At 46.0% G+C, this 22,756-nt stretch carries 19 protein-coding genes and 1 tRNA gene; 6 read left to right on the top strand and 14 right to left on the bottom strand.

Features of this window, described 5'->3' with window-relative positions; genetic code table 11:
• Positions 1 to 148: 148 nt before the first annotated feature.
• The 7 genes from ppiD to L4D06_RS01295 all read right to left on the bottom strand — a co-directional run bounded on the left by ppiD (position 149) and on the right by L4D06_RS01295 (position 9,164).
• Positions 149 to 2,038, bottom strand: a complete 1,890-nt coding sequence (gene ppiD, locus L4D06_RS01325; protein WP_429737613.1) for a peptidylprolyl isomerase — start codon at positions 2,036 to 2,038, stop codon at positions 149 to 151.
• Between the two features lie 188 nt (positions 2,039 to 2,226).
• Positions 2,227 to 2,499, bottom strand: a complete 273-nt coding sequence (hupB, locus tag L4D06_RS01320) for a nucleoid-associated protein HU-beta (RefSeq protein ID WP_028024906.1) — start codon at positions 2,497 to 2,499, stop codon at positions 2,227 to 2,229.
• A gap of 207 nt (positions 2,500 to 2,706) precedes the next feature.
• Positions 2,707 to 5,070 (bottom strand): endopeptidase La, encoded by a 2,364-nt coding sequence (lon, locus tag L4D06_RS01315; protein ID WP_429737612.1) that lies wholly within the window; start codon positions 5,068 to 5,070, stop codon positions 2,707 to 2,709.
• A gap of 159 nt (positions 5,071 to 5,229) precedes the next feature.
• A complete protein-coding gene (gene clpX, locus L4D06_RS01310) occupies positions 5,230 to 6,510 on the bottom strand; it encodes an ATP-dependent protease ATP-binding subunit ClpX (RefSeq protein WP_429737611.1) in 1,281 nt (426 codons plus the stop codon).
• Between the two features lie 138 nt (positions 6,511 to 6,648).
• Positions 6,649 to 7,272: an ATP-dependent Clp endopeptidase proteolytic subunit ClpP gene (clpP, locus tag L4D06_RS01305; protein ID WP_274166782.1), complete on the bottom strand. Its 624-nt coding sequence runs from the start codon at positions 7,270 to 7,272 to the stop codon at positions 6,649 to 6,651.
• Positions 7,273 to 7,379: 107 nt separating this feature from the next.
• Positions 7,380 to 8,681 (bottom strand): trigger factor, encoded by a 1,302-nt coding sequence (gene tig / locus L4D06_RS01300; RefSeq protein ID WP_274166783.1) that lies wholly within the window; start codon positions 8,679 to 8,681, stop codon positions 7,380 to 7,382.
• A 406-nt stretch (positions 8,682 to 9,087) separates the two neighbouring features.
• Positions 9,088 to 9,164, bottom strand: a tRNA-Arg gene (locus tag L4D06_RS01295).
• A gap of 632 nt (positions 9,165 to 9,796) precedes the next feature.
• On the opposite strand from L4D06_RS01295, the gene L4D06_RS01290 reads away from it, so the two are divergent.
• The 4 genes from L4D06_RS01290 to folD all read left to right on the top strand — a co-directional run bounded on the left by L4D06_RS01290 (position 9,797) and on the right by folD (position 13,713).
• Positions 9,797 to 10,276 (top strand): MgtC/SapB family protein, encoded by a 480-nt coding sequence (locus tag L4D06_RS01290; protein WP_429737610.1) that lies wholly within the window; start codon positions 9,797 to 9,799, stop codon positions 10,274 to 10,276.
• 179 nt (positions 10,277 to 10,455) lie between these two features.
• The gene (locus L4D06_RS01285) at positions 10,456 to 11,643 is read left to right on the top strand and encodes an MFS transporter (RefSeq protein WP_429737609.1); all 1,188 of its coding nucleotides are present in this window, start codon (positions 10,456 to 10,458) and stop codon (positions 11,641 to 11,643) included.
• A 352-nt stretch (positions 11,644 to 11,995) separates the two neighbouring features.
• Complete coding sequence (locus L4D06_RS01280) at positions 11,996 to 12,763, top strand: trypsin-like peptidase domain-containing protein (protein ID WP_429737608.1); 768 nt, start codon at positions 11,996 to 11,998, stop codon at positions 12,761 to 12,763.
• Between the two features lie 95 nt (positions 12,764 to 12,858).
• Positions 12,859 to 13,713, top strand: coding sequence for a bifunctional methylenetetrahydrofolate dehydrogenase/methenyltetrahydrofolate cyclohydrolase FolD (gene folD / locus L4D06_RS01275; RefSeq protein ID WP_274166786.1), 855 nt, complete (start codon positions 12,859 to 12,861; stop codon positions 13,711 to 13,713).
• 60 nt (positions 13,714 to 13,773) lie between these two features.
• Here folD and L4D06_RS01270 read toward each other — a convergent pair whose 3' ends face one another.
• The 3 genes from L4D06_RS01270 to galE form a co-directional block, all read right to left on the bottom strand.
• A complete protein-coding gene (locus tag L4D06_RS01270; RefSeq protein ID WP_429737607.1) occupies positions 13,774 to 14,940 on the bottom strand; it encodes a nucleotide sugar dehydrogenase in 1,167 nt (388 codons plus the stop codon).
• A 124-nt stretch (positions 14,941 to 15,064) separates the two neighbouring features.
• Positions 15,065 to 15,460 carry a hypothetical protein gene (locus L4D06_RS01265; protein WP_429737606.1) on the bottom strand — a complete coding sequence of 132 codons (396 nt, stop codon included), beginning with the start codon at positions 15,458 to 15,460 and terminating at the stop codon, positions 15,065 to 15,067.
• A 103-nt stretch (positions 15,461 to 15,563) separates the two neighbouring features.
• Positions 15,564 to 16,580, bottom strand: a complete 1,017-nt coding sequence (gene galE, locus L4D06_RS01260) for a UDP-glucose 4-epimerase GalE (protein ID WP_429737605.1) — start codon at positions 16,578 to 16,580, stop codon at positions 15,564 to 15,566.
• 432 nt (positions 16,581 to 17,012) lie between these two features.
• On the opposite strand from galE, the gene L4D06_RS01255 reads away from it, so the two are divergent.
• Positions 17,013 to 17,315: a hypothetical protein gene (locus L4D06_RS01255; protein ID WP_429737604.1), complete on the top strand. Its 303-nt coding sequence runs from the start codon at positions 17,013 to 17,015 to the stop codon at positions 17,313 to 17,315.
• Positions 17,316 to 17,325: 10 nt separating this feature from the next.
• On the top strand, positions 17,326 to 18,063 hold the full coding sequence (locus tag L4D06_RS01250; RefSeq protein ID WP_429737603.1) for a hypothetical protein: 738 nt from the start codon (positions 17,326 to 17,328) through the stop codon (positions 18,061 to 18,063).
• A 205-nt stretch (positions 18,064 to 18,268) separates the two neighbouring features.
• On the opposite strand, the gene galU is transcribed toward L4D06_RS01250, so the two are convergent.
• The 4 genes from galU to L4D06_RS01230 form a co-directional block, all read right to left on the bottom strand.
• The gene (gene galU / locus L4D06_RS01245) at positions 18,269 to 19,099 is read right to left on the bottom strand and encodes a UTP--glucose-1-phosphate uridylyltransferase GalU (protein WP_429737602.1); all 831 of its coding nucleotides are present in this window, start codon (positions 19,097 to 19,099) and stop codon (positions 18,269 to 18,271) included.
• Between the two features lie 253 nt (positions 19,100 to 19,352).
• Positions 19,353 to 20,315: a DHH family phosphoesterase gene (locus L4D06_RS01240; RefSeq protein WP_429737601.1), complete on the bottom strand. Its 963-nt coding sequence runs from the start codon at positions 20,313 to 20,315 to the stop codon at positions 19,353 to 19,355.
• A 1-nt stretch (position 20,316) separates the two neighbouring features.
• On the bottom strand, positions 20,317 to 20,973 hold the full coding sequence (gene cysC, locus L4D06_RS01235; RefSeq protein ID WP_429737599.1) for an adenylyl-sulfate kinase: 657 nt from the start codon (positions 20,971 to 20,973) through the stop codon (positions 20,317 to 20,319).
• 11 nt (positions 20,974 to 20,984) lie between these two features.
• Positions 20,985 to 22,709 (bottom strand): SLC13 family permease, encoded by a 1,725-nt coding sequence (locus L4D06_RS01230; RefSeq protein ID WP_429737598.1) that lies wholly within the window; start codon positions 22,707 to 22,709, stop codon positions 20,985 to 20,987.
• Positions 22,710 to 22,756 lie beyond the last annotated feature (47 nt).

The raw sequence follows: 22,756 nt of genomic DNA, 5'->3' as shown, positions 1-22,756 counted from the left end.
GATGATTTGAACAAAATCCACTCCAGCATAAGGGTCACTCACATTAGCTCCATTTCCATGCACAAAAAAACGACGGGGAGCTAAAAGCTCCCCGTCGACGTAACTTGTCAATTACAGTGCAACTGCAATCACTTCAAAATATCCGTGATTATTGCTCTGCTGTATTTAATGAATAAGTTACTTCCGTGTTTGCTTTCAGCTCAGAGATCAGCGCAGTAAGATCCGCGTTAGCGGTTGAACGCGCTACGCGATCTGCCATTTGGCTCTCAAGGCTAATGCTCTCAGTCTCTGGGTCTTTGACACCATCCAAAGCCACGATCAACACATCGCCATTCACTGAACGCGTTAAACCATACTCACTAGTCTCTGCGGCAGGTGCTGGCAGAGTAAAGACTAACTCAACCACTTCACGCTCAGGGGACATACGAGCAAGCTCTGACACGTCGCTGAATGCATAACCAGACGCATTCACACCGGCATCGTTGCCATCATTCAATTCTGACAACAAAGTGTCCGCCAATGCACTAGCCGCTTTCTCGCCTTCTTGGCGTTTTAGCAGCGCAGTCACTTGCGTTTCCACTTCTTCGAATGGCAACACAGTTTCAGGACGAACATCATCAACACGCACTACGATGACGTGCTCAGGTGCAATCTCAATAATGTCTGAGTTCAAACCGTCTTCACGCACTTCAGGGCTTTGCAATGCTTGTACAACGCTAGGGTTGGCTAGCGAACCCGAAAGCTCGTTCAATGCGACAAAATCTGTTTTCGTTACTTGAGCGTTTGATGATGCGGCCGCTTCATCAAGGTTGTCAGGCATTTCGAACGCTTTCTCAGCCAGCTCGTTTGACAGTGCATAGAATTTCTCTGCTGCATGCTGCTGCTTCAATCGCGCGATGATCTCATCACGAACCTCAGCAAAAGGCTTAGCGTCAGACGGCTTCACTTCATCCAGTTTAATGATGTGGAAACCAAAATCAGATTGCACAACGTCAGTAACATCACCGGTGTTAACCAAAGCAAACGCAGCTTCTTCAAACGCAGGATCCATTACGCCTTTATCAAACCAATCAAGTTGACCGCCTTGCTCTGCACTGAAAGTATCATCAGAGCGAGTTTTAGCCAGTTCAGCAAAATCAGCACCCGCATTCAGTTCAGCAAGAACTTCCTGTGCTTTTTCTTTCGCCGCGCTGTCATCACCTTGGATCATAATGTGGCTAACTTTGCGTTGCTCAGACGTGCCGTAAGACGCAATGTTCGCCTCGTAGTACGTTTTTGCTTCTTCATCAGTGATATCAGCAACATCAGCCACGCCAGCACCCGTCAGTTCCACGTAAGACAGTTTGAACTGCTCAGGGCGAACGAATTGATTTGGGTTTTGCTCGTAGTAAGCCGTTTTCTGCTCTGCTGTGATGTCTGCTTTATCAGCAAAATCCGCTAACGGAAGTGTCAAAGTACGAACAGTACGTGTTTGACCTTCAAGCTTGTACAAGGCTTCCAGTTCGTCTTCCAACGCAAACTCACTGCTTAGCAGTGCATTTACCAATTGCTCACGAACCATGTCTTGACGAACGTATTCTGCAAACTGATCTGGGCTTAGGCCATTGCGACGCAGTGCCGATAGGTACAGATCGTTATTGAACACACCGTTGCTTGAAAAAGCCTGCATGTCACGGATTGATTGCTTAATCTGCACGTCACTCACGCGAAGACCCAATCTGTCTGCTTCTTGGTCAAGAAGCGATTGGTCCACCATGCGGTCAAGAACACTGCGACGGAATTGAGCCAGATAGGAAGGGTCACTCAACAATGTTGAGAAGAATTCTCCAGCTTGTGATTGCATTTGTGCACGCTCATTTTGATAAGCTTGCTCAAATTGGCTGCGGCTAATTTCTAGATCACCCACTTTAGCCGCTGGAGCCTCAGTACCACCAGCAAGGTAGCCACCGACACCCGCAAAGGCAAAGGAAAAGATAATAAGGCTTAAGATGATCTTAACCGCGATGCTGTTTACGCCTTCGCGTAGTCGCTCCATCATAACGTGCCGCCACTCCTGCTAAATTGAAACGTTCGTCTTAAAAATAAAACTCAGTAATTAAAAACTAAAAAAGCGCATCCCGAGATGCGCCTTTACACTCTGATTGAGCCCGATTATACGCTGATGTCTCAGACATTACAGCCTTTAACTAGGCTCTCTGCGACAAAGAGCAATCGTAAAACTAAGAATTAGTTAACCGCGTCTTTCAGAGCTTTACCCGCTTTAAAGCCAGGTACTTTTGCTGCTGGAATATCAATTTCCGCACCAGTTTGTGGGTTACGACCAGTACGTGCTGAACGCTCACGAACAGAGAACGTACCAAAACCCACTAGAGCCACTTGGTCACCATCTTTCAGGCTGCCTGATACTGCGTCAATCAGAGCATCTAGTGCGCGACCCGCTGATGCTTTAGATAGATCTGCATCTTCTGCGATTTTATCAATTAACTGCGACTTGTTCACTTTTTCATCCCCTTTAACAAACGAACCACAAATCCCATTTTTTGCGGTGGCGAATAATTAGTCATCGCCTTAGTTATCAAAACAAGGCTGTAAAACGCTGTAGCTGTTATGTATTAAGGGCTTGCAGCGTTTCTCTTAACTTAGCCCTCAAAAAAAAGACTGACAAGCCTTTTACTGACTGTCAGCCTTTTACGTTGCTTATTTTTGCTACGCGTCACTCTTTTTCGCGGTTACAAGCTCGATTCCTAGCGGGTTGTCCTGCAATGCGAGGGTCAGAACATCATCGATCCAGCGCACAGCATGAATATCGAGGTCTGCTTTCACGTTATCAGGAATCTCTTCCAGATCACGTTCATTCTCTTTTGGAATGATAACCGTTTTAATTCCACCACGGTGAGCTGCAAGAAGTTTTTCCTTCAAGCCACCGATCGGAAGTACTTCACCACGCAAGGTGATTTCACCGGTCATCGCCACATCAGAACGAACAGGGTTACCCGTTAGGCTAGATACAAGTGCCGTACACATCGCGATACCCGCACTTGGGCCATCTTTCGGTGTTGCACCTTCTGGTACGTGAACGTGAATATCGCGTTTTTCGTAGAAGTCGTTATTAATACCCAACTTCTCCGCACGCGTTCGCACCACCGTCATCGCTGCTTGGATAGACTCTTGCATCACATCGCCCAGCGAGCCGGTTTGCGACAGCTTACCTTTGCCCGGCATAGATTCGGTTTCAATGGTCAGCAAATCGCCGCCTACCGAAGTCCAAGCAAGACCCGTTACCTGACCAACGCGATTGCTTTCATCCGCTTTACCGAAATCAAAACGTTGCACGCCCAAGTAATCTTTCAGGTTGTCTTGATCGATAGTGATAGATTTCAATTCTTTGTTCAGCAGAATTTCTTTCACTGCTTTACGGCACAGTTTCGAAATCTCACGTTCGAGGCTACGCACACCCGCTTCACGCGTGTAGTAACGAATAATGCCAATGATCGCCGAGTCTTCAATCTTGATTTCGCTAGGCTTAAGGCCATTGCGCTGTACTTGCTTATCCAACAAGTGCTGCTTAGCAATGTTTAGCTTCTCATCTTCGGTATAGCCCGACAGACGAATCACTTCCATACGGTCAAGCAACGGACCTGGGATATTCATCGAGTTCGACGTTGCGACAAACATAACGTCTGACAAGTCATAGTCGACTTCCAGATAATGGTCGTTGAACGCGTTGTTTTGCTCCGGGTCCAGAACCTCCAGCAACGCAGACGACGGATCGCCTCGCATGTCTGAAGACATCTTGTCGATTTCATCCAACAGGAACAATGGGTTTTTCACGCCCACTTTTGCCATTTTTTGGATAAGTTTACCCGGCAATGAACCAATATAGGTACGGCGGTGACCACGAATTTCCGCTTCATCACGCACGCCACCAAGTGCCATACGCGTGTACTTGCGGCCTGTCGCTTTCGCAATTGACTGACCCAATGAGGTTTTACCCACACCAGGAGGGCCAACCAAACACAGGATTGGGCCTTTCAGCTTATTAATACGGTTTTGTACTGCGAGGTATTCTAGGATGCGTTCTTTTACGCGCTCCAGACCATAATGGTCCGAGTTAAGGATCTCTTCGGCCTTCGCCAAATCCTTTTTCACTTTCGAACGTTTCGACCATGGTACGCTCACCATCCAATCGATATAGCTGCGAACAACCGTCGCTTCTGCCGACATAGGAGACATCATCTTGAGCTTTTGCAGCTCTTGTTCTGTCTTCTCTTTGGCTTCCTGAGGCATTTTAGATTCTTCAATCTTCAGCTTCAGGCTTTCAAATTCATCAGGGGCATCATCCAGCTCACCCAGTTCTTTCTGGATAGCCTTCATTTGCTCATTGAGGTAGTACTCGCGTTGGCTCTTTTCCATCTGCTTTTTAACGCGGCTTCGAATTCGTTTCTCAACCTGAAGCAGATCGATTTCTGATTCCATCATGGTCATCAAAAACTCAAGACGCTCAGAGATATCAACGATTTCGAGAACTTGCTGCTTATCATGCAACTTCAACGGCATGTGCGCAGCAATGGTATCCGCTAAGCGAGCAGCTTCTTCAATACCATTTAGCGAGGTCAGTACTTCCGGTGGGATCTTCTTATTAAGCTTAATAAAACCTTCAAACTGGCCGATGGCAGTGCGCACCAGCACTTCTTGCTCACGCTCATCCATTTCTGGGGTTTCAGTGTACTGAGCATCAGCAATAAAGAAGTCATCTTCACGGAATTTTTTAATTTCTGCACGCTGTAGGCCTTCCACCAGCACTTTGACTGTGCCATCAGGAAGTTTTAGCAACTGCAGGATTGACGCGACCGTACCAACTTCATACAGATCAGCAATAGAGGGGTCGTCAGTTGCCGCATCTTTCTGCGCAACCAATAGAATCTGCTTATCATTGTCCATCGCTGCTTCAAGGCAACGAATTGATTTATCCCTTCCCACAAATAGTGGAATAACCATATGAGGATAAACAACCACGTCACGCAAAGGCAGGACCGGAATCTCAATGCGCTCGGAACGCTCCAAGTTCATATTTTTCTCTCTTCCGTTTTAGATACTAATGAGTATATGGGGATAGTTTGTCAGGATTCAACGGCATACCAAGCAGAATGTAAAAAAGGGAGCGAACGCTCCCTTTTTTTTTATAATTTGTTGGTTAAATACGCAATTTAACCGCACGCTATGTAGGCGTTACTCCGCACCAGCTGCTTGATTTTCAGCCGCTTCGTAAATCAACAAAGGTTCAGACTCACCTTTGATAACCGATTCGTCGATCACCACTTTAGAAACGTCTTTGCTCGAAGGCAAATCGTACATGGTGTCTAGTAATACAGCTTCTACGATTGAACGCAAACCACGAGCACCCGTTTTACGATCCATTGCCTTTTGAGCAATCGCCGTTAACGCGTCGTCACGGAATTCAAGTTCAACACCGTCAAGCTCTAGCAACGCAGCATACTGTTTCGTCAGTGCGTTCTTCGGCTCACGTAGAATTTGTACCAGCGCGTCTTGATCGAGCTCGGTAAGTGTTGCCGTGACAGGCAAACGACCGATGAACTCAGGGATCAAACCGTATTTCACCAGATCTTCTGGTTCCACTTTGCTGAACAAATCGCTAAGCGTCGCTTTTTGGTCTTTAGAACGTACTTCCGCTCCGAAACCAATACCGCTGCCTTTTGCTACACGCTGATCAACCACTTTATCGAGACCGGCAAATGCGCCACCACAAATGAACAAGATCTTAGAGGTATCAACCTGCAAGAACTCTTGTTGTGGGTGCTTACGACCACCTTGCGGTGGAACAGAAGCAATGGTGCCTTCAACCAGTTTCAACAACGCCTGCTGCACACCTTCACCCGACACATCACGCGTGATTGAAGGGTTATCAGACTTGCGAGAGATCTTATCGATTTCATCGATATAAACAATTCCGCGCTCAGCTTTGGCGACGTCATAATCACACTTCTGAAGCAGCTTCTGGATAATGTTCTCGACATCTTCACCCACATAACCGGCTTCGGTTAGCGTGGTTGCGTCTGCCATAGTGAACGGAACATCCAGAAAACGCGCCAGCGTTTCTGCAAGCAAGGTCTTACCGCTACCCGTTGGACCAATCAACAAGATGTTACTCTTGCCTAGCTCAACGCCTTCTGACGTTGTATCACCGTTTCTCAGACGCTTGTAGTGGTTATAAACCGCTACTGAGAGCACTTTCTTCGCTCTGTCTTGACCGATGACATAATCATCAAGGTGAGATCGGATTTCCTGTGGTGTCGGAAGCTCGTTGCTGTCGCGCTTCGGCATGACCTCTTTTATTTCTTCACGAATGATGTCGTTACATAGGTCAACACACTCATCGCAGATATAAACAGAAGGTCCAGCAATTAACTTGCGCACTTCATGCTGGCTTTTGCCGCAGAAAGAGCAGTACAGCAGTTTGCCGCTGCCACCGTCTTTTCGCTTGTCTGTCATTCGCTAACCTCTTTAGGCTTTCGCCCATGTTTGCCATGATCTGAGTCTATAACAACTCGGAGGAAATTTCCGACAGCCGCAAGACTCAATTCCAAAATAGTAGGGAATAAAAACCCTAACTATCTCAGAACTAAAAAATTAATCGCGCTTATTTAATATTGCATCAACCAAGCCGTAGTCCATCGCATCTTGCGATGCCATGAAGTTGTCACGATCTGTATCGCGCTCAATCACTTCTAATGGTTGACCAGTATGCTCAGCAAGCAAGCTATTAAGCTTGTTCTTGATGGTCAAAATTTCTTGCGCATGGATTTGGATGTCCGACGCTTGGCCTTGGAAGCCGCCCAGCGGTTGGTGGATCATCACACGTGAGTTTGGCAGGCAATAGCGTTTACCTTTTTCGCCACCAGCAAGCAAGAATGCGCCCATTGAACATGCTTGGCCCATACACACTGTGCTCACGTTAGGTTTAATGTACTGCATAGTGTCATAAATAGACATACCTGCAGTGACAGAGCCACCTGGTGAGTTGATGTATAGGAAGATATCTTTTTCTGGGTTTTCTGACTCGAGAAACAGCAACTGCGCAACAACCAGATTCGCCATATGATCTTCAACCTGACCGGTCAAAAAGATCACGCGCTCTTTCAGCAAGCGGGAATAGATGTCGTAAGAACGTTCACCGCGGGAGGTTTGTTCCACCACCATTGGCACTAACGCATCCATGATAGAAGGCATTCCGTTTTTTTCTTGAAAGCTCATAGTGTTATTTCCCTAAAATAAATGGCCCGGATGAATAAACTTCATTCGGACCATTGTTATCAGAAGAGTGAATTCTAAGTCAAATGTCCACTCAACAATTCTAGCACTTATGCTTGAACTGGGTTCATTAGCTCAGAGAAGCTTTGTGCTTTTTCAGAAACTTGTGCTTTAGCTAGCAATGCGTCGATAGCTTGTTCTTCAAGAGCAACATTACGCATGTTCTCCATTAGACGCTGATCTTTCGCGTAGTAAGAAACCACTTCTGATGGATCTTCGTAAGCTGAAGCCATTTCTTCGATCATTGCTTTCACACGATCTTCGTCTGCTTTCAGCTCTTCTGCTTTGATCACTTCGCCAAGAAGTAGACCAACAACAACGCGACGTTTCGCTTGCTCTTCGAACAGCTCACGTGGAAGTTCAGGTGCGTTTTCAGCGTTGCCACCGAAACGTTGAACTGCTTGTTGACGCAGTACGTTGATTTCTTGATCAATCAGTGAAGCTGGAACGTCGATGTCGTTGTTTTCAACAAGACCGTCGATCACTTGCTCTTTAATGCGGTTTTTAACAGCTTGCTTCAGTTCGCGTTCCATGTTTTTACGAACTTCTGCTTTCAGGCCATCAACGCCACCATCTTCAACGCCGAAACGTGCAACGAACTCTTCAGTCAGTTCTGGCAGCTCTTGCGCTTCAACTTTGTGTAGTTTGATTTCAAACTTCGCTGCTTTACCTTTCAGGTTTTCAGCGTGGTAATCTTCTGGGAAGCTCACTTCGATAGTGAATTCTTCGCCAGCGTTCTTACCAACGATACCGTCTTCAAAACCAGGGATCATACGGTTTTGACCCATAACTAGCGCAAAGCCTTCTGCTTTGCCGCCTTCGAACTCTTCACCGTCGATAGAACCGATGAAGTCGATAGTTACGCGGCTGTCAGCTTGTGCAGCTGCTTCAACGTCAGCCCAAGAAGCTTGTTGCTTACGCAGGGTCTCGATCATTTCAGCAACGTCATCTTCGTTAACGTCAGCTTGTGGCTTAACCACTTCAACTTTGTCCAGATCTTTCAGCGCGATTTCTGGGTAAACTTCAAAAGAAGCTTTAAATACCAAATCTTTGCCTTCTTCAGTATCAACTGGAGTGAAAGTTGGTGCGCCCGCTGGGTTGATTTTTTCTTTGATAATAGCTTCGATGAAATGACGCTGCATCACTTCACCCATTACGTCGTTACGTACTGCTGAGCCGTACATACGAGAAACCATTTTCAAAGGCACTTTACCTTTGCGGAAACCATCGAAACGACGATTTTTAGCAATGTTGCGTAGTTCAGCAGTCACTGCATCTTCGATGTTTGCTGCTGGAACAGTGATAGTCAGGTGGCGCTGCAGGCCTTCTGTGGTTTCAACGGTAACTTGCATTGTATATTTAACCTCAAAACTTACTCAGGTTTGCTGAGTGATGTTGCCCGGCACCTGCCGGTAGCATCCTTTCGTGCTACAGCGATTCATTCGCCATAGCGCCTGTGAATCTGGATACAGAGCGAGAAAACGCTCGTATCAAATAACCCCAAAATACGAGGCGTGATTTTTAAGACGCGCCATTATAGCGGCACCGCCCTGTCGAGTCGAGACAGGCTAGGTCCATCGTCGTGTTTCTGTGAGATTGGGGCGAGAAAATGGATTTCAAGGGGGAAAGTGCAAAAAATCAAAGGGCGAAGGGCCAAAGGTGCTGGAATCAATTCTTCCCTGAAATATTCGATTCGGGAACAGACGTTTAACTATTTGAGAGAGTGAGCGAACAAAGGAACAGGGGGAGAAAAGAAAATGGCGCGCCCTACAGGATTCGAACCTGTGACCCACGACTTAGAAGGTCGTTGCTCTATCCAGCTGAGCTAAGGGCGCGCATGATTCACACAAGCGTGTAAATGCAAGGCCGGATTATAAGGGTCATAGTCACTGCGTCAACGCTTTTCCTCACGGTTTGGTGTCAAATGCCTAAGAAACAAGCATTGTTAGCCTTATTGACTCATTCTCAGCATCCACACTTCGTCAACTCGTGATCAACTTCTAATCAAAAAAAAGCCTTATCGGAAACCTCGAAAACCTCACCGCAAACAAGATAAAACTTTCACGATTTCACAATGAAATCATTTCATTGTCGATCCACTTGTGGTTTTTCAGGCTAACAACGATAGTTCGCGCCTGTTTTGAACATCAAATTATCTTATCAAGAAGTGAAGGAGTAAGAGGTAGTGACCGAGTTTTGGGATATCGCGCCGTTGATACCCAAGCAACCTGAAGATGCAGGATTCAGCGAGATTTACTGGCACAATGATCAAGGCGTCCCTTTGCTGATGTAGTGAACTCCATCAAAAAGGGACAACACCGAGCATGGTGTCAGTAAACTCGCCCGAAGGGAGGCCCTCAGAGCGTCCACTTCATCGTTAAATTCCTGTGAAATAGAATGACTATTCCTACAAGAATTCGCCTTGAATTGAACACTCTGATGGCCTCTGAAATCGAGCATCTCCAGGTTGTTTGGGTATGACTGGCAAGGCGTTTGGACGTGTGCGGCCTGTGGTTGGGTTTTAGGCTTAGAACGTCAACTGCGAGGAAAGCCTGTTGGGATCCGAACGGCCATTCTCATTGTCCTTGGTACCTATGTCTTTATGCGACTAGCCACTTCACTCTCTGACAACTCACTCGACCACGCACGCGTACTGGGGCAAATCGTCACTGGGGTGGGTTTTCTGGGAGCTGGCGTCATGATGGCGCGAGACGGTCAAGTGCAAGGAGTCACCTCCGCCGCCGTGGTTTGGTTGATGGCGGGTTTAGGCATGATCATCGCATTTGATTATGGTCGACAAGCCCTTTTGTTATGCGGATTTGTGCTGTTTATATTAGTCGGCTTAGATAAAGTGGAATCCACATTTTCAGCGTTACGACGCGGTGTGCATAAAAAGTGGGAAAGCACACGTCGAAAGTCCCAAAAATCCCCCTCGCAAGCCGAATAAAATGCAGGATTTTGCATAACCATTTCGATAAATAAATTTGCTCGTGATAAGAAATTTATCTCACTTTACGTTTGTCGCTGGCGAAATAATAATCACGACGAATCTCACAAATACCTAGAGACCTGCTCATTCTGAGCAGGTTTTTTTTACTTTCTGTCATTACGTTAGAGAAAAAAGCATTGCAACAGACCCTAGACATTCGGACTGATGGCAACAGCCCACTCGTGCCTGTTATTAGCCTAAGCCTATTTGCCGTTGCATCAGGATTCCTGATGAGCCTAATTCCACTCGCGTTGGAAGCACGAGGCATGTCTGTCAATCTCGCCTCTTGGCTCGCCAGCGTCTTTTACGCAGGTCTGTTAGGTGGTGCGTTGATCAGTGCGCGTATTGTCGGAAAGATTGGCCACCGCACCGCCTTAGTCGGTTTTTTGATCGCTATCGTGTTAACCGTGGCAACCATGGCACTTGTTGCGTCACCAAGCATGTGGCTTGCTTCCCGTTTCATTGCAGGTGTTGCGGTTGCTGGTGTATTCGTGGTTATCGAATCATGGCTACTGATGGCAGACACAGAAAAAGCACGTGCTAAGCGTCTTGGCTTATACATGGCGTCACTTTACGGTGGTTCAGCACTAGGACAGCTAGGTATTGGCTTTTTCGGTACAGAAGGTGCAATGCCACTGATCGTGGTCGCAGGCCTGTTTTCTGCTGCTATGTTGCCGCCTTTGGTTTACAAGAAAGGCCAACCTCGCATTACAGAGCACTCAAGCATCCATTTCAGCGAGATGCGCAACTTGCCATCTGCCGCGTATATCGGGTGCATCGTGTCGGGTTTGATCTTGGGATCTATTTACGGCTTGCTCCCCCTAGATCTTGAGCGTCAATACAGCCACAACCAAGTGGGTATGCTAATGGCCGTCGTGATTTTAGGCGGCATGGCAGTGCAGCCTTTGGTGAGTTGGTTAAACTCGCGCGTCGAGAAAGCCCTATTAATGGCGATGTTCTGCTTAGTTGGCTTACTCGCTATTGCGATGATTGAGATAGCCACCGTAGATGCGGGGTTGATGTCAGGATTGTTCCTACTCGGCGCAGCTGCTTTTGCACTCTACCCTGTCGCGATCACCTTGGCGTGTCGTAAAGTATGTGAGTCCAAAATCGTGGCAGCCGCTGAATTGATGCTACTCAGTTATAGCGTTGGCTCCGTCATTGGTCCTGTTGTCGCAGGTAAAGCGATGAATGCCGATCATGGCTTGATGTTCTATTTCGCTATCTGTTTCGCTGCAACCTTGATTTACATGCTGGTGTCGACCAAACGCAACCGTCGTCGTGGTGCTGATGGTGTTGATGATGCCGTGTCATTAGATATTTAACCGCCTATGCTACTCGCAGATATAAAACGCGAGTAGCAATCGAAAAATATGTGGTTTGACACAGTGACTCATGGTCACTGACTGACCACATCGCATCACCAAACAGCCACCCACTTCATTTTTCCCGTCACTACATTTCTCCCCCTACCAATCACCACACCAATTTAACGCATGATAGACAGTAATCTCACAACAACAATTCGAATAGAGATAGAAATCATGAATATCTAAACTTTCAGATCTACTTAGGACAAATTACCCACATGAGTTTGGTAAATTGCTCCCTCACTTCCTATGCTAAAAGTGGCAATCTCAAAAAAGAGACGGCACTCGCATATAGGGAGGCGTTCGAATGTTCAAGACGTTACGCACTGTTTTTATTTCAATTTGTGCCTTAGTTCTACTGCAAGGGTGTTTCTTGATCAATGGCCCATTGGAATACGCAGAAGCAACTTATGGCGAAGATACCAACGTACCCTCAGTGAACTACCTACCCATTGGTATTCCCTTCTTACTAGGCGGTCACGGTTCTAGTGTACCTATCTCTCAAGAGCTTAGCCTCACGGCGAAACACATCGCCCAACTGGACTACAGTTCAGTCGTGGCATACCACCCTGACTGTGATATCGCCATCATCAAAGAAAACAATGTAGGCAAATCTTTCGCCCCTATCGGTACCATCCAAAGAGATCAAGCGACAACGACAGTGGGAATGGGACTTACGGGAAAAGTGCTCATTGGAGAGGGAAAATACTATATCGATGTGAATTTCGTCGACAGCTCTCTGTTTGCCAGATGCCCCGCCAGCATTACCGACGCACCAGTGCAATCGGGCATGAGTGGTGGTGGTGTGTTCAATGAAAATGGGGAACTCGTGGGTATCATCTCCGGTATTTCAGGATCGGGATTTAAGCTGCTTGACGGTACTGATCTTGGTAACGAGCGCACGTCTGTATTCGTGTCCACATTGCACGTAAAACCTTGGTTGGTCGAAACCATAGAATCTTTCTATGGTGAATCACAAGACGTGCTCACCGCGAACTTACAAACATCCCTATCTATCGATTCACCCGCACTACCGCCAACTCCAGAAGCATCAGGCACAAGCAGAGGAAAGTAATCTCCACGCAAACGTTTGCGCTATAGCCATAACGTCGTTTTTTTGTCAAAATACGCACTCTTTTCTGCCGACCGTATCTTTGCCAAAGGAAAATCATGGCCGCCCAAATTATTGATGGAAAAATCATCTCTCAAACAGTTCGACAAGAAGTAGCAGCACGTGTTGAAGCGCGAAAAGCTGCGGGTCTAAGAGCACCCGGTTTAGCGGTTGTTCTTGTGGGTGATGATGCCGCCTCTCAAGTCTATGTAGGTAGCAAACGCCGCGTTTGTGAAGAAGTTGGGTTTGTGTCTAAATCTTACGATCTGCCATCAACCACCAGCGAAGCGGATCTATTGGCCTTGATTGACACACTCAATGCAGACAGCGAAATCGACGGCATTTTGGTTCAGTTGCCACTTCCAGCGCAAATGGACGCGACGAACGTTTTAGAACGCATTCACCCAGAAAAAGATGTGGATGGCTTCCACCCTTACAATGTGGGTCGTTTGTGTCAGCGAATTCCCAAGCTTCGTTCGTGTACGCCGAAAGGGATCATCACCTTACTTGATCGCTACAACATTCAGCTTCGCGGTATGCACGCCGTTGTGGTTGGCGCGTCTAACATTGTCGGCCGCCCAATGACCATGGAACTGCTGTTGGCAGGCTGTACCACCACCACCTGCCATCGCTTCACCAAAGATCTTGAAGGTCACATTCGTCAGGCTGACCTCGTCGTGGTTGCTGTCGGTAAACCGAATTTCATTCCTGGTGATTGGATCAAACCTGGCGCTGTAGTTATTGATGTGGGTATTAACCGACTAGAGAACGGCAAACTGGTGGGTGACGTGGAATACGATGTTGCGAGAGAGCATGCCAGCCACATCACGCCAGTACCGGGCGGCGTTGGCCCAATGACCGTCGCGACATTGATTGAAAACACCCTGTTGGCGTGTGAGCAGTTTCATTCGTAAAAAGTGACGTAACACTAGCACAAAGAAGCGAACCACAAAGTGTTCGCTTCTCATTCAAACCTAATCAGAGCCAAATAGATCCCTCGTATACACCTTGTCTTTAACATCCAACAAGGCGTCATCCATACGATTTGACACAATCACATCAGCACACTGTTTAAACGCATCAAGGTCAGTGAGCACCTCTGAATTGAACAGGGTTTTCCCTGTATACACAGGCTCGTAAATCACAATTTCAATACCCTTCGCCTTGATACGCTTCATCACCCCCAAAATAGAAGATGCCCGAAAGTTATCCGAACCCGATTTCATGATGAGTCGAAAAATGCCCACAACACGAGGCTTCTTCTCTAAAATCGCATTGGCGATAAAATCTTTTCGGGTGCGGTTTGCATCCACAATGGCACCAATAATGTTATTCGGCACCGCTTGATAATTCGCAAGCAATTGCTTGGTGTCTTTCGGCAGACAATAACCACCATAACCAAATGAAGGGTTGTTGTAATGGTGTCCAATACGGGGGTCCAGACACACCCCCTCGATGATTTCACGGGATTCCAAACCCAATGCTTCAGCATACGAATCCAACTCATTAAAGTACGCAACACGCATAGCCAGGTAAGTGTTTGAAAAGAGTTTCACAGCCTCTGCTTCTGTGGAATGAATAAACAGTACCGGCACCTCTTTTTGTTCTGCGCCCTCTAAGAGCAAGTCGGCAACCAATTTAGCGTTATCATCTTGCGCACCGACAATAATACGAGATGGATTGAGGTTATCTTGAAGCGCTTTTCCTTCCCGCAAAAACTCAGGTGAAAAAATCAGCTTATCGGTGTGATAAGCAAGCTTTGCCGACTCAGTAAAGCCCACAGGAACGGTAGATTTGATCACGATAATCGCATCGGGATTTACCCGCACAACATGACCAATGACCGCCTCAACGGATGAGGTATTGAAAAAGTCGGTTTGAGGGTCATAGTCTGTTGGTGTCGCGATAAACACCACGTCAGCCCAAGCATAGGCTTCATCGCTGTCTAAAGAGGCATAAAACCTCAGTTCTCTATGGGAAAGAAAATGCTCAATGTCTTTATCAGAGATCGGAGAGATCCCCTGATTCAGCATCTCAACTTTTTCAGGAAGAATATCAACCGCAACCACCTGATTATTCTGCGCAAGCAGCATGGCATTAGATAACCCGACATAGCCTGTTCCTGCTACCGCTATCTTCATTCACTCACCCCATAAAAAGATAAATAAAGCACATCCAACTGCTTTTCGTTCTGCCTCTCGCGTTATTTCACGGGCGCAAAATCTATATTTATCTTAAATATAGGACATGAAGATTTTCTGACGTTTATTTTGAGGTTTGATGATGTTGTCGAAGAGAAGAAAAAAGGAGGGAGAGGGGATAAACACAAAGTACCGAGAGGACATTCACGACAGCATCACTCATGCTACCATCGCGCCCTTCAATCCAGTAGGTCTGAGCAAGCTCGGATCCAACACCAAGTGCAATGAGCAAACACCACACGAAACGTCTTTTTCCTAAATCAAGGGAGTAAACAAGCCAACCGCTTAAGTGGAAAAGGGCAAAATGAAACAACAAATCCCCATGACCGAAGAAAAATTGGCTGCCTTTGAGGTTGAAAGCAGAAAGCCCAATTCCCGTAAATAATGAACCTAAGCCAATGAACACAATACACAGTGTAGATACAAACATAACGATGGATAGCGGTGATTGTTTCAACAAAGAAATGTCCAATTCAGATGACGTTCAAACTGAGGGTGTAAACCCTCTCACAATATCCCTCATCCTTAATAGCTAAGAATGAGGGAACTATATTTGAATTTTATCAGTTATCTGGATAACCGTTAGGGTTGTTTGACTGCCAACGCCAAGTATCCGTTACCATATCATCAAGCGTATGGGTGGCTTTCCAATCCAGTTCAGTTTGTGCTTTGATTGGGTCAGCCCAGCACTCGGCGATATCGCCCGCGCGACGTGGCGCAACTTGATAGGCAATCTCTTTGCCGCAAGCTTGGCTAAACGCTGCCACCATTTCCAATACGCTCTTACCGTCGCCAGTCCCCAAGTTATAGATATGAAGTCCTGCTTTAGACCCGACTTTATCTAGCGCCGCTAAATGGCCATTTGCCAAATCAACAACGTGAATATAATCACGCACACCGCTGCCATCTGGCGTTGGGTAGTCATCACCAAATACCGACAAAAACTCGCGGCGACCAACAGCCACTTGTGAAATAAACGGCATCAGGTTATTCGGAATACCTTGTGGGTCTTCCCCCATCTCACCGGATTTGTGTGAGCCTACAGGGTTGAAGTAACGAAGCAGCGTAATGCTCCAATCAGGGTTTGCTTTGTGGAAATCTGTTAAACACTCTTCCACCATCAACTTGCTGCGACCATAAGGGTTGGTGGCAGATGTAGGGAAATCTTCACGAATAGGTACGGACTCTGGGTCGCCGTATACAGTGGCCGACGAACTAAAGATGATGGATTTTACTCCCGCATCACGCATGGCATCCACCAGCACCAGTGTGCCGTTTACATTGTTGTCGTAGTACTCAAGCGGCTTTTCAACCGACTCACCCACCGCTTTCAAGCCCGCAAAGTGAATAACCGCTTCCACATTTTCCTTTGCAAACACAGAAGTCAGAAACGCTTTATCACGAATGTCGCCTTGGTAGAAAGCGGGTCTTTTCCCTGTCAGCTTCTCGATACGATCTAGCACTGCTAACTTACTGTTATGCAGGTTATCTACCAAAATAGGATTAAGCCCTGCTTCAATCATTTGTACACAGGTATGGCTGCCGATGTAACCAACACCACCGGTAACTAAAACATTCATCGTGAAATCCTTAACTAAATTGGCCTTGCCCCAAGCTTATATCTATTAACGTAGCCCAAATTCATAAGCGCTACCTAAGCATGCAAGGGCATGTCTAAAAACGTTGCCTCTATTATATAGATAAATCATTGGCTTTCCGACGACTAACGAAGTACCGCACTTCAAAAATCATGTCCGCTGGCGCAAAAAAACGTTGTTGAAATGTCGATGACAATAGAAATGGCGTCTGGCGATGCATGATCCTCCAACCAACATGCAAATCAAAAGTCAGGCTGTAAAGAACAAATAATCTCACCTATCGAGTGACTTAATATTTCACAAATTAAGCAATTGAAGAAACTCGCAAATTCACCTTATACGTTGTATTCCCCCATTCAAACTCACTGTGTAAGTGGTCAAAATACAACCTCCATCAACATGGAGTAACAATCAATGAAAAAAACCACCCTCTGTTTCGCGCTATTGCTTGCAGGCTGCGGCGGAAGTGATGGCGGCTCTACCGATACTGGTGGCGACGACAGCTCATCCAGCACAGTGTCAGCCGATAGCGTTTTCGAACAAGCAACGCTTGTAACAGATGCTACCACTGGTGTGACTTACCAAGAAGTGACCTTAAAAACCGCAGAGTCGCTCACTGTACAGACCACATCAGATATGCCATTTACAATCGCAAAGGGCAAAGACACACCTCAGCGCTTGGTTGTACAAGGCAATCTAACGATTTCAGCAAAATAAGGATGTAATGATGAAAAAATTCATGATGACGGCGTTGGCACTAATGGTTTCATCGACAGCGATGGCAGCAAACGACCACGCGGTTTTGAACGTAGAGGGTGAGATTCAGATCAATGGTAAGACCGTCATTGATCAAGAAGGAAACTGGACGGGTAATCAAACCAACAATTTGATCAACATTGCAGAATATGTCGTGCCAGTCGGTTTAGCCCGTGTTGAGCTGCAAAAACAAGGTGACAGCGCACTGGAATACCATTTGTCATATGATCCAGCAACGGATTCAGCGACCAAAGAAGAGACTCTGGTAAACGGCGAAGTTAAGTGGACACAAGAGTGGATCGAGAGAACAGACACGTCCAATAAAATTAGAACAACCGATGTTACTTGGAGTGACGAAGCCGGATACGTCACTTGCACAGACATCGTTGCCAATACTTTCTCCGCATCAACAACCTACCCATCAGTAGAATTAGGAAAACTGACTGCTCGTGGCGATGTGTATACATCAGAAGTGACCGAAAATGATTGCGCACCAGAGCTTGTTGGTAACAAAACTCAAAATTACCTCTCCATGGCAATGATTGTTACGGCAGAAACAAGCTACACCTACGGTCAAGAAACCTTGGAAAACTGTATTTACGTTAGCCAAATCAATAGCTGGAGTGATACCAACCAGGCACGCGTGTACTGTAAAGGTGTTGGCATGGTGGCATTTGATGATTACGTGCTCAAAGCCATCATCAAATAAAAACTATTAGGGTTTCAGTGCTCACAAATAAATAAAAGGCGACGGTTTCCCATCGCCTTTCTCATTACTCAAACTGTCCCGTCCTGAGATAAGTTGACACATTAGATACTTATCAATGAGCACATCAAGAGAGACAACATCCAAGTGCGCTAAACGTGATTATTTTCATAAAAAGTGTCAACCTATTTTAGGAACGAACTCACGTTTAACGCTGAGCTTTATAAACATTCTCAAAGCAGAAGTTCGTTGCTTCGATAAACCCTTCAACACTGCCGCAATCAAAACGCTTACCATTAAACTTATACGCCAATACACAACCGCTCTTGGCTTGTTGTAGCAACGCATCCGTGATTTGAATTTCGCCACCTTTACCAGGCTCAGTGTTTTCGATAATGTCGAAAATATCTGGAGTGAGAATATAACGACCAATAATCGCCAAGTTACTTGGCGCGGTGCCTTGCTCTGGTTTTTCAACCATGTCAGTCACACGCATCAAGTTATCCGTTAGCTGCTCACCCGCAATCACACCGTACTTGTGTGTTTCATCGGCAGGTACTTCTTCAACAGCAACGATAGAGCAACGGAATTGCTTATAAAGCGCAGTCATTTGTGCTAGTACGCCTTGTTCTTTGTTAATGCAAAGATCATCAGCCAGCACAACCGCAAACGGTTCGTCACCCACTAAGTGGCGGCCAGTCAAAATAGCATGACCAAGACCTTTCATTTCACGTTGACGAATAAAAGTAAAATTCGCCGAGTCAATCACTTCACGAATATCATCGAGCAATGCTTCTTTGCTGGTGCCAGAAATTTGATGTTCTAATTCATAGTTTTTATCGAAGTGATCCATCAAAGAGTGTTTGCCACGACCAGTAACAATGCACATGTCCGTCATACCCGCTTGAATGGCTTCATCAACGCCATATTCGATTAGCGGTTTGTTGACAATAGGCATCATTTCTTTCGGCATAGATTTGGTTGCAGGTAGAAACCTGGTGCCATAGCCCGCAGCGGGGAATAAACATTTTTTAATCATTTTTGGAAACCTAATATAACCAAGTGACATTCAAAGCTAGAGGTTTATCTAGACAAGAGACTAACTTTCATATCTTTTAATATAAAACATCAAAATTTATTGCTATTGCGAGGGAGTGATGACGCGATCTTAGCGATTCAACTAACAATCAGGTACTTGTTGTACCGTTACATCTATACTGTTGAATTCACGAATAAATGGAGAAGCAGACAACTAACGTCATATTGAACTCATAGAATCAGAAACAATTCGATTACTTTTTGTAATAAGTCGCTGTTCTCTCAATTAATACATCAACATCTTGGGGATTTAGTTTGTTAATCCCAGCAGCCCCTGCCCTTCCACCGCCGGTGTCGAAGGAACTACATATCTCATCTGCACCTTGTTTATCATTTAGAGGCGCTCTTAACGAAACCGTGTAAGAACCATCACTATTTGTTGTAAGAACCAAATGTGATTTCTGCGGTGAACGGTTTGCAAGTTCGTTGCCCCAAACGCCGCTAACTCGACGACTGGCTGCATCATCAGGCAAAATGTAGACTGCAAGCACATCATCACTGTGGAACGGAGAAATACTTTTGGCTCCGTCCATGTCCTGTTCGTAGAAATGCTTAAGCTGGAAGTAGGGCGAGTCTCTATCTTCCATCAAATCAAATGGCGATTCATACTCCATCAACAACTCAAACAAATCCTCAGGGTGATAATGCAAATCATCCGTCGATGCACCATAACCATTGTAATTAATCAACGTGCCCAACTCGCGCAAGAAAGCGCACTCTCCTAGCGAAAGGCCAAGCTCGCTTCCCAGCCTATCCGCTCGGGCGATCATGTTATCGCCATATGCGGCGGCAATGGCCCACAAGCGGTATTCCCCGTTTAGATACGCATCCACAATCAAACTTGTACAGGTGTTCGCATCAAGGTCGATATGTGCATCGAGTAATGGTGATTGAGGAATGTCACCACTTTTATGGTGGTCCGCATAGAATACCGACACACCCAAATCGAGCATTGCGTTTAGTGCGTTAATGTTTTTTTCCATTGAAACATCCAGCACAGTCACAGAATCACCCTTCGCGGCGTCACAGCGCTTGAGCAAAGCGATGTCTCTCTTAATCCCTGTGATTTTTTTTGCGTTCAATGGGCAATGTTTTCTTAGCTGCAACAAAGCAAGAATACCGTCAGCATCGCCGTTAAATACATCAAAATGGGCCATGTTACTTTCCTTGTTTGTTTTCAATAAATCCATTGACCAAAAGATAGTCAACGACATCTTTCGCACACTCTTCCACTGAACGGTTATCTGTCTTCACGTGAATCTCAGGATCAATCGGAGACTCATAGTCAGAATCAATTCCCGTAAAGTGCTTAATTTCACCGCTGCGTGCTTTTTTATACAACCCTTTAGGATCTCGGCTTTCACAAACTGCCAAAGGCGTATCAATAAACACCTCGAGAAACTGGCCTTCAGTCAGCTTGTCGCGAGCTTGCTTTCTGTCTGATTCAAACGGCGAAATAAATGCTGTTAATACAATCAAACCAGCATCTACAAATAAATTAGACACCTCACCGACACGGCGAATGTTCTCGATACGGTCTTTATCGGCAAAGCCCAAATCACCATTAAGCCCATGCCTGACATTGTCCCCATCTAACACGTATGTGTGTACATTTAGCTGGTGAAGCTGAGCGTCAACCGCATTAGCAATGGTTGATTTACCCGAACCTGAAAGGCCAGTAAACCAAAGCACGCAAGGTTTATGTCCCTTAGCCGTCACACGATCATCGTGAGTCACTGCATGTTTATGCCAAACAACATCTGAGGAAATCGTTGCACTTGAATCGGAGATAACTTGATAAGGAGATTGACTCATAACGAACCTAATTATAAAGGGAAAAAGTAGGGGACAAGAAACAGGACAACCAAGGCATAAACAATGCTGACTGGCAGCCCTACTTTTAAATAATCTTTAAGGCGATAGCCACCCGCATTAAACACCATAAGATTGGTTTGATAACCATAGGGGCTAATAAAACTAGAGCTTGCTGCAAATGCAACGGTCATAACAAATGGCATCACACTCACATTCGACACACTGGCCAGTGTCCAAGCGATCGGAAACATCAATGCAGCAGCGGCATTATTCGTCACCAGCTCAGTAATCACCCAGGTGCAAAGATAGATAACCGCCAAAGTAAGATAAGGATGATCTGCAACATTCAGTTGTGTCAAAGACAGAAGGATATCGGTTGTCCCTGTCGACATAAGGACCTGTGACAACAACAATGCGGCGCTAACCACCAGCCAAACGTCAATAGGAAGTCTTCTGGTAATATCATTCGTTGTCAACGCGCCGCTGAATAGCATGAGCCCTAGCAACACGCAAAGTGAAACAAATAGCTCAACAAGGCCAAAAGCAGCTAGACCGACAGCAGCTATAAAGCCCCCTACCGTGATCCAAGATTGGGCGGCCCCCATTTTGGTTTCGGGTTCCACGCCACTCAAAACGATAAAGTTTTTACTGACATTCTTACGAGTTTTAAAGTCGTCACCCACCGCTAACACAAGAAAGTCACCCGCACGTAAAGTTATCTCTCCCAGTTTACCCGAGAGCCTCTCACCATCACGCCTTACTGCGACCACGGCCGCATCAAATAATGCACGAAAGCCAACACTTTTGAGCGATTGACCATCCAATACACTGCCGTTTCGGATAACCACCTCAGTAAGGTTCGACTTCAATAATCCGTTCGAGTCAGCAAATAGCGAAAGCCCTTTGAACTGAGTGAGTTGCATTACCTTCGTGATGTCGCCACTAAATATCAGCTTATCGTTGGCTTCTAACACCTCATTGGGTGCAACAGGGCTAATCAACCGTCCTTGACGGACAAGTTCCACCAGAAACAGAGATTCTAAATGACGCAAACCGTTTTCTTCGATTGAACGTCCAATCAGTGGGGATTTATCACCCAATCTGGCATCAATAAAATAGCCTTGTGTATCATCACTAGAAAGATTGCTCTCAGGCAAAAAGTGATGACTACACCACAAAGTAATACCACAGGCGACAACCAAACAAATGCCCACCGCCGTAAAAGAGAAAAACGACAGGCTGCTTCCTGACGCATCGATAAAAAGACTGTTAACAATTAAATTTGTAGACGTGCCGATTAAGGTCAGCGTTCCACCTAATATTGCCGCATAAGATAAGGGCAGTAACAATCTCACCGGCGAATGATAAGGATTGTTTCTCACAGGAGAAAGTAGCGTGGCCACAATTGCCGTGTTGTTCAACACAGCCGAAGACAGTACGGTTCCGACATACAACCTTAGCCACGTTTTCCGGTAACTTTTCACCATCAAATTTGATGATATTAAACGAAGAATATGGGTTTTTTCTAACGCAAGAGAGCAGACGATTAAAAGCACTAGCGTCAACAACCCTGGATTGGCGAAACTGCTTATTAATTGCTCTTGGTCAGCAAGGCCCAATACAACCAACGCAAGCAACGTAGCACCGAACACTTTTGCAGGTCGAGATTGAAACACCACCAAGCCAACAATGGTGGTGGCGAACACACTCAACGTCAGCAAGACATCAATAGACATGAACTACCTATGGACAAGACGAAAGACGCAATTAGTGTGAAATAGGC

Origin of the sequence: Enterovibrio makurazakiensis (genome assembly GCF_050336585.1) — a bacterium.
Taxonomy (GTDB): domain Bacteria; phylum Pseudomonadota; class Gammaproteobacteria; order Enterobacterales; family Vibrionaceae; genus Enterovibrio; species Enterovibrio gelatinilyticus.
Note: the sequence above shows the minus strand (reverse complement) of the source record. Positions and strands in the feature narration are given on the sequence as shown.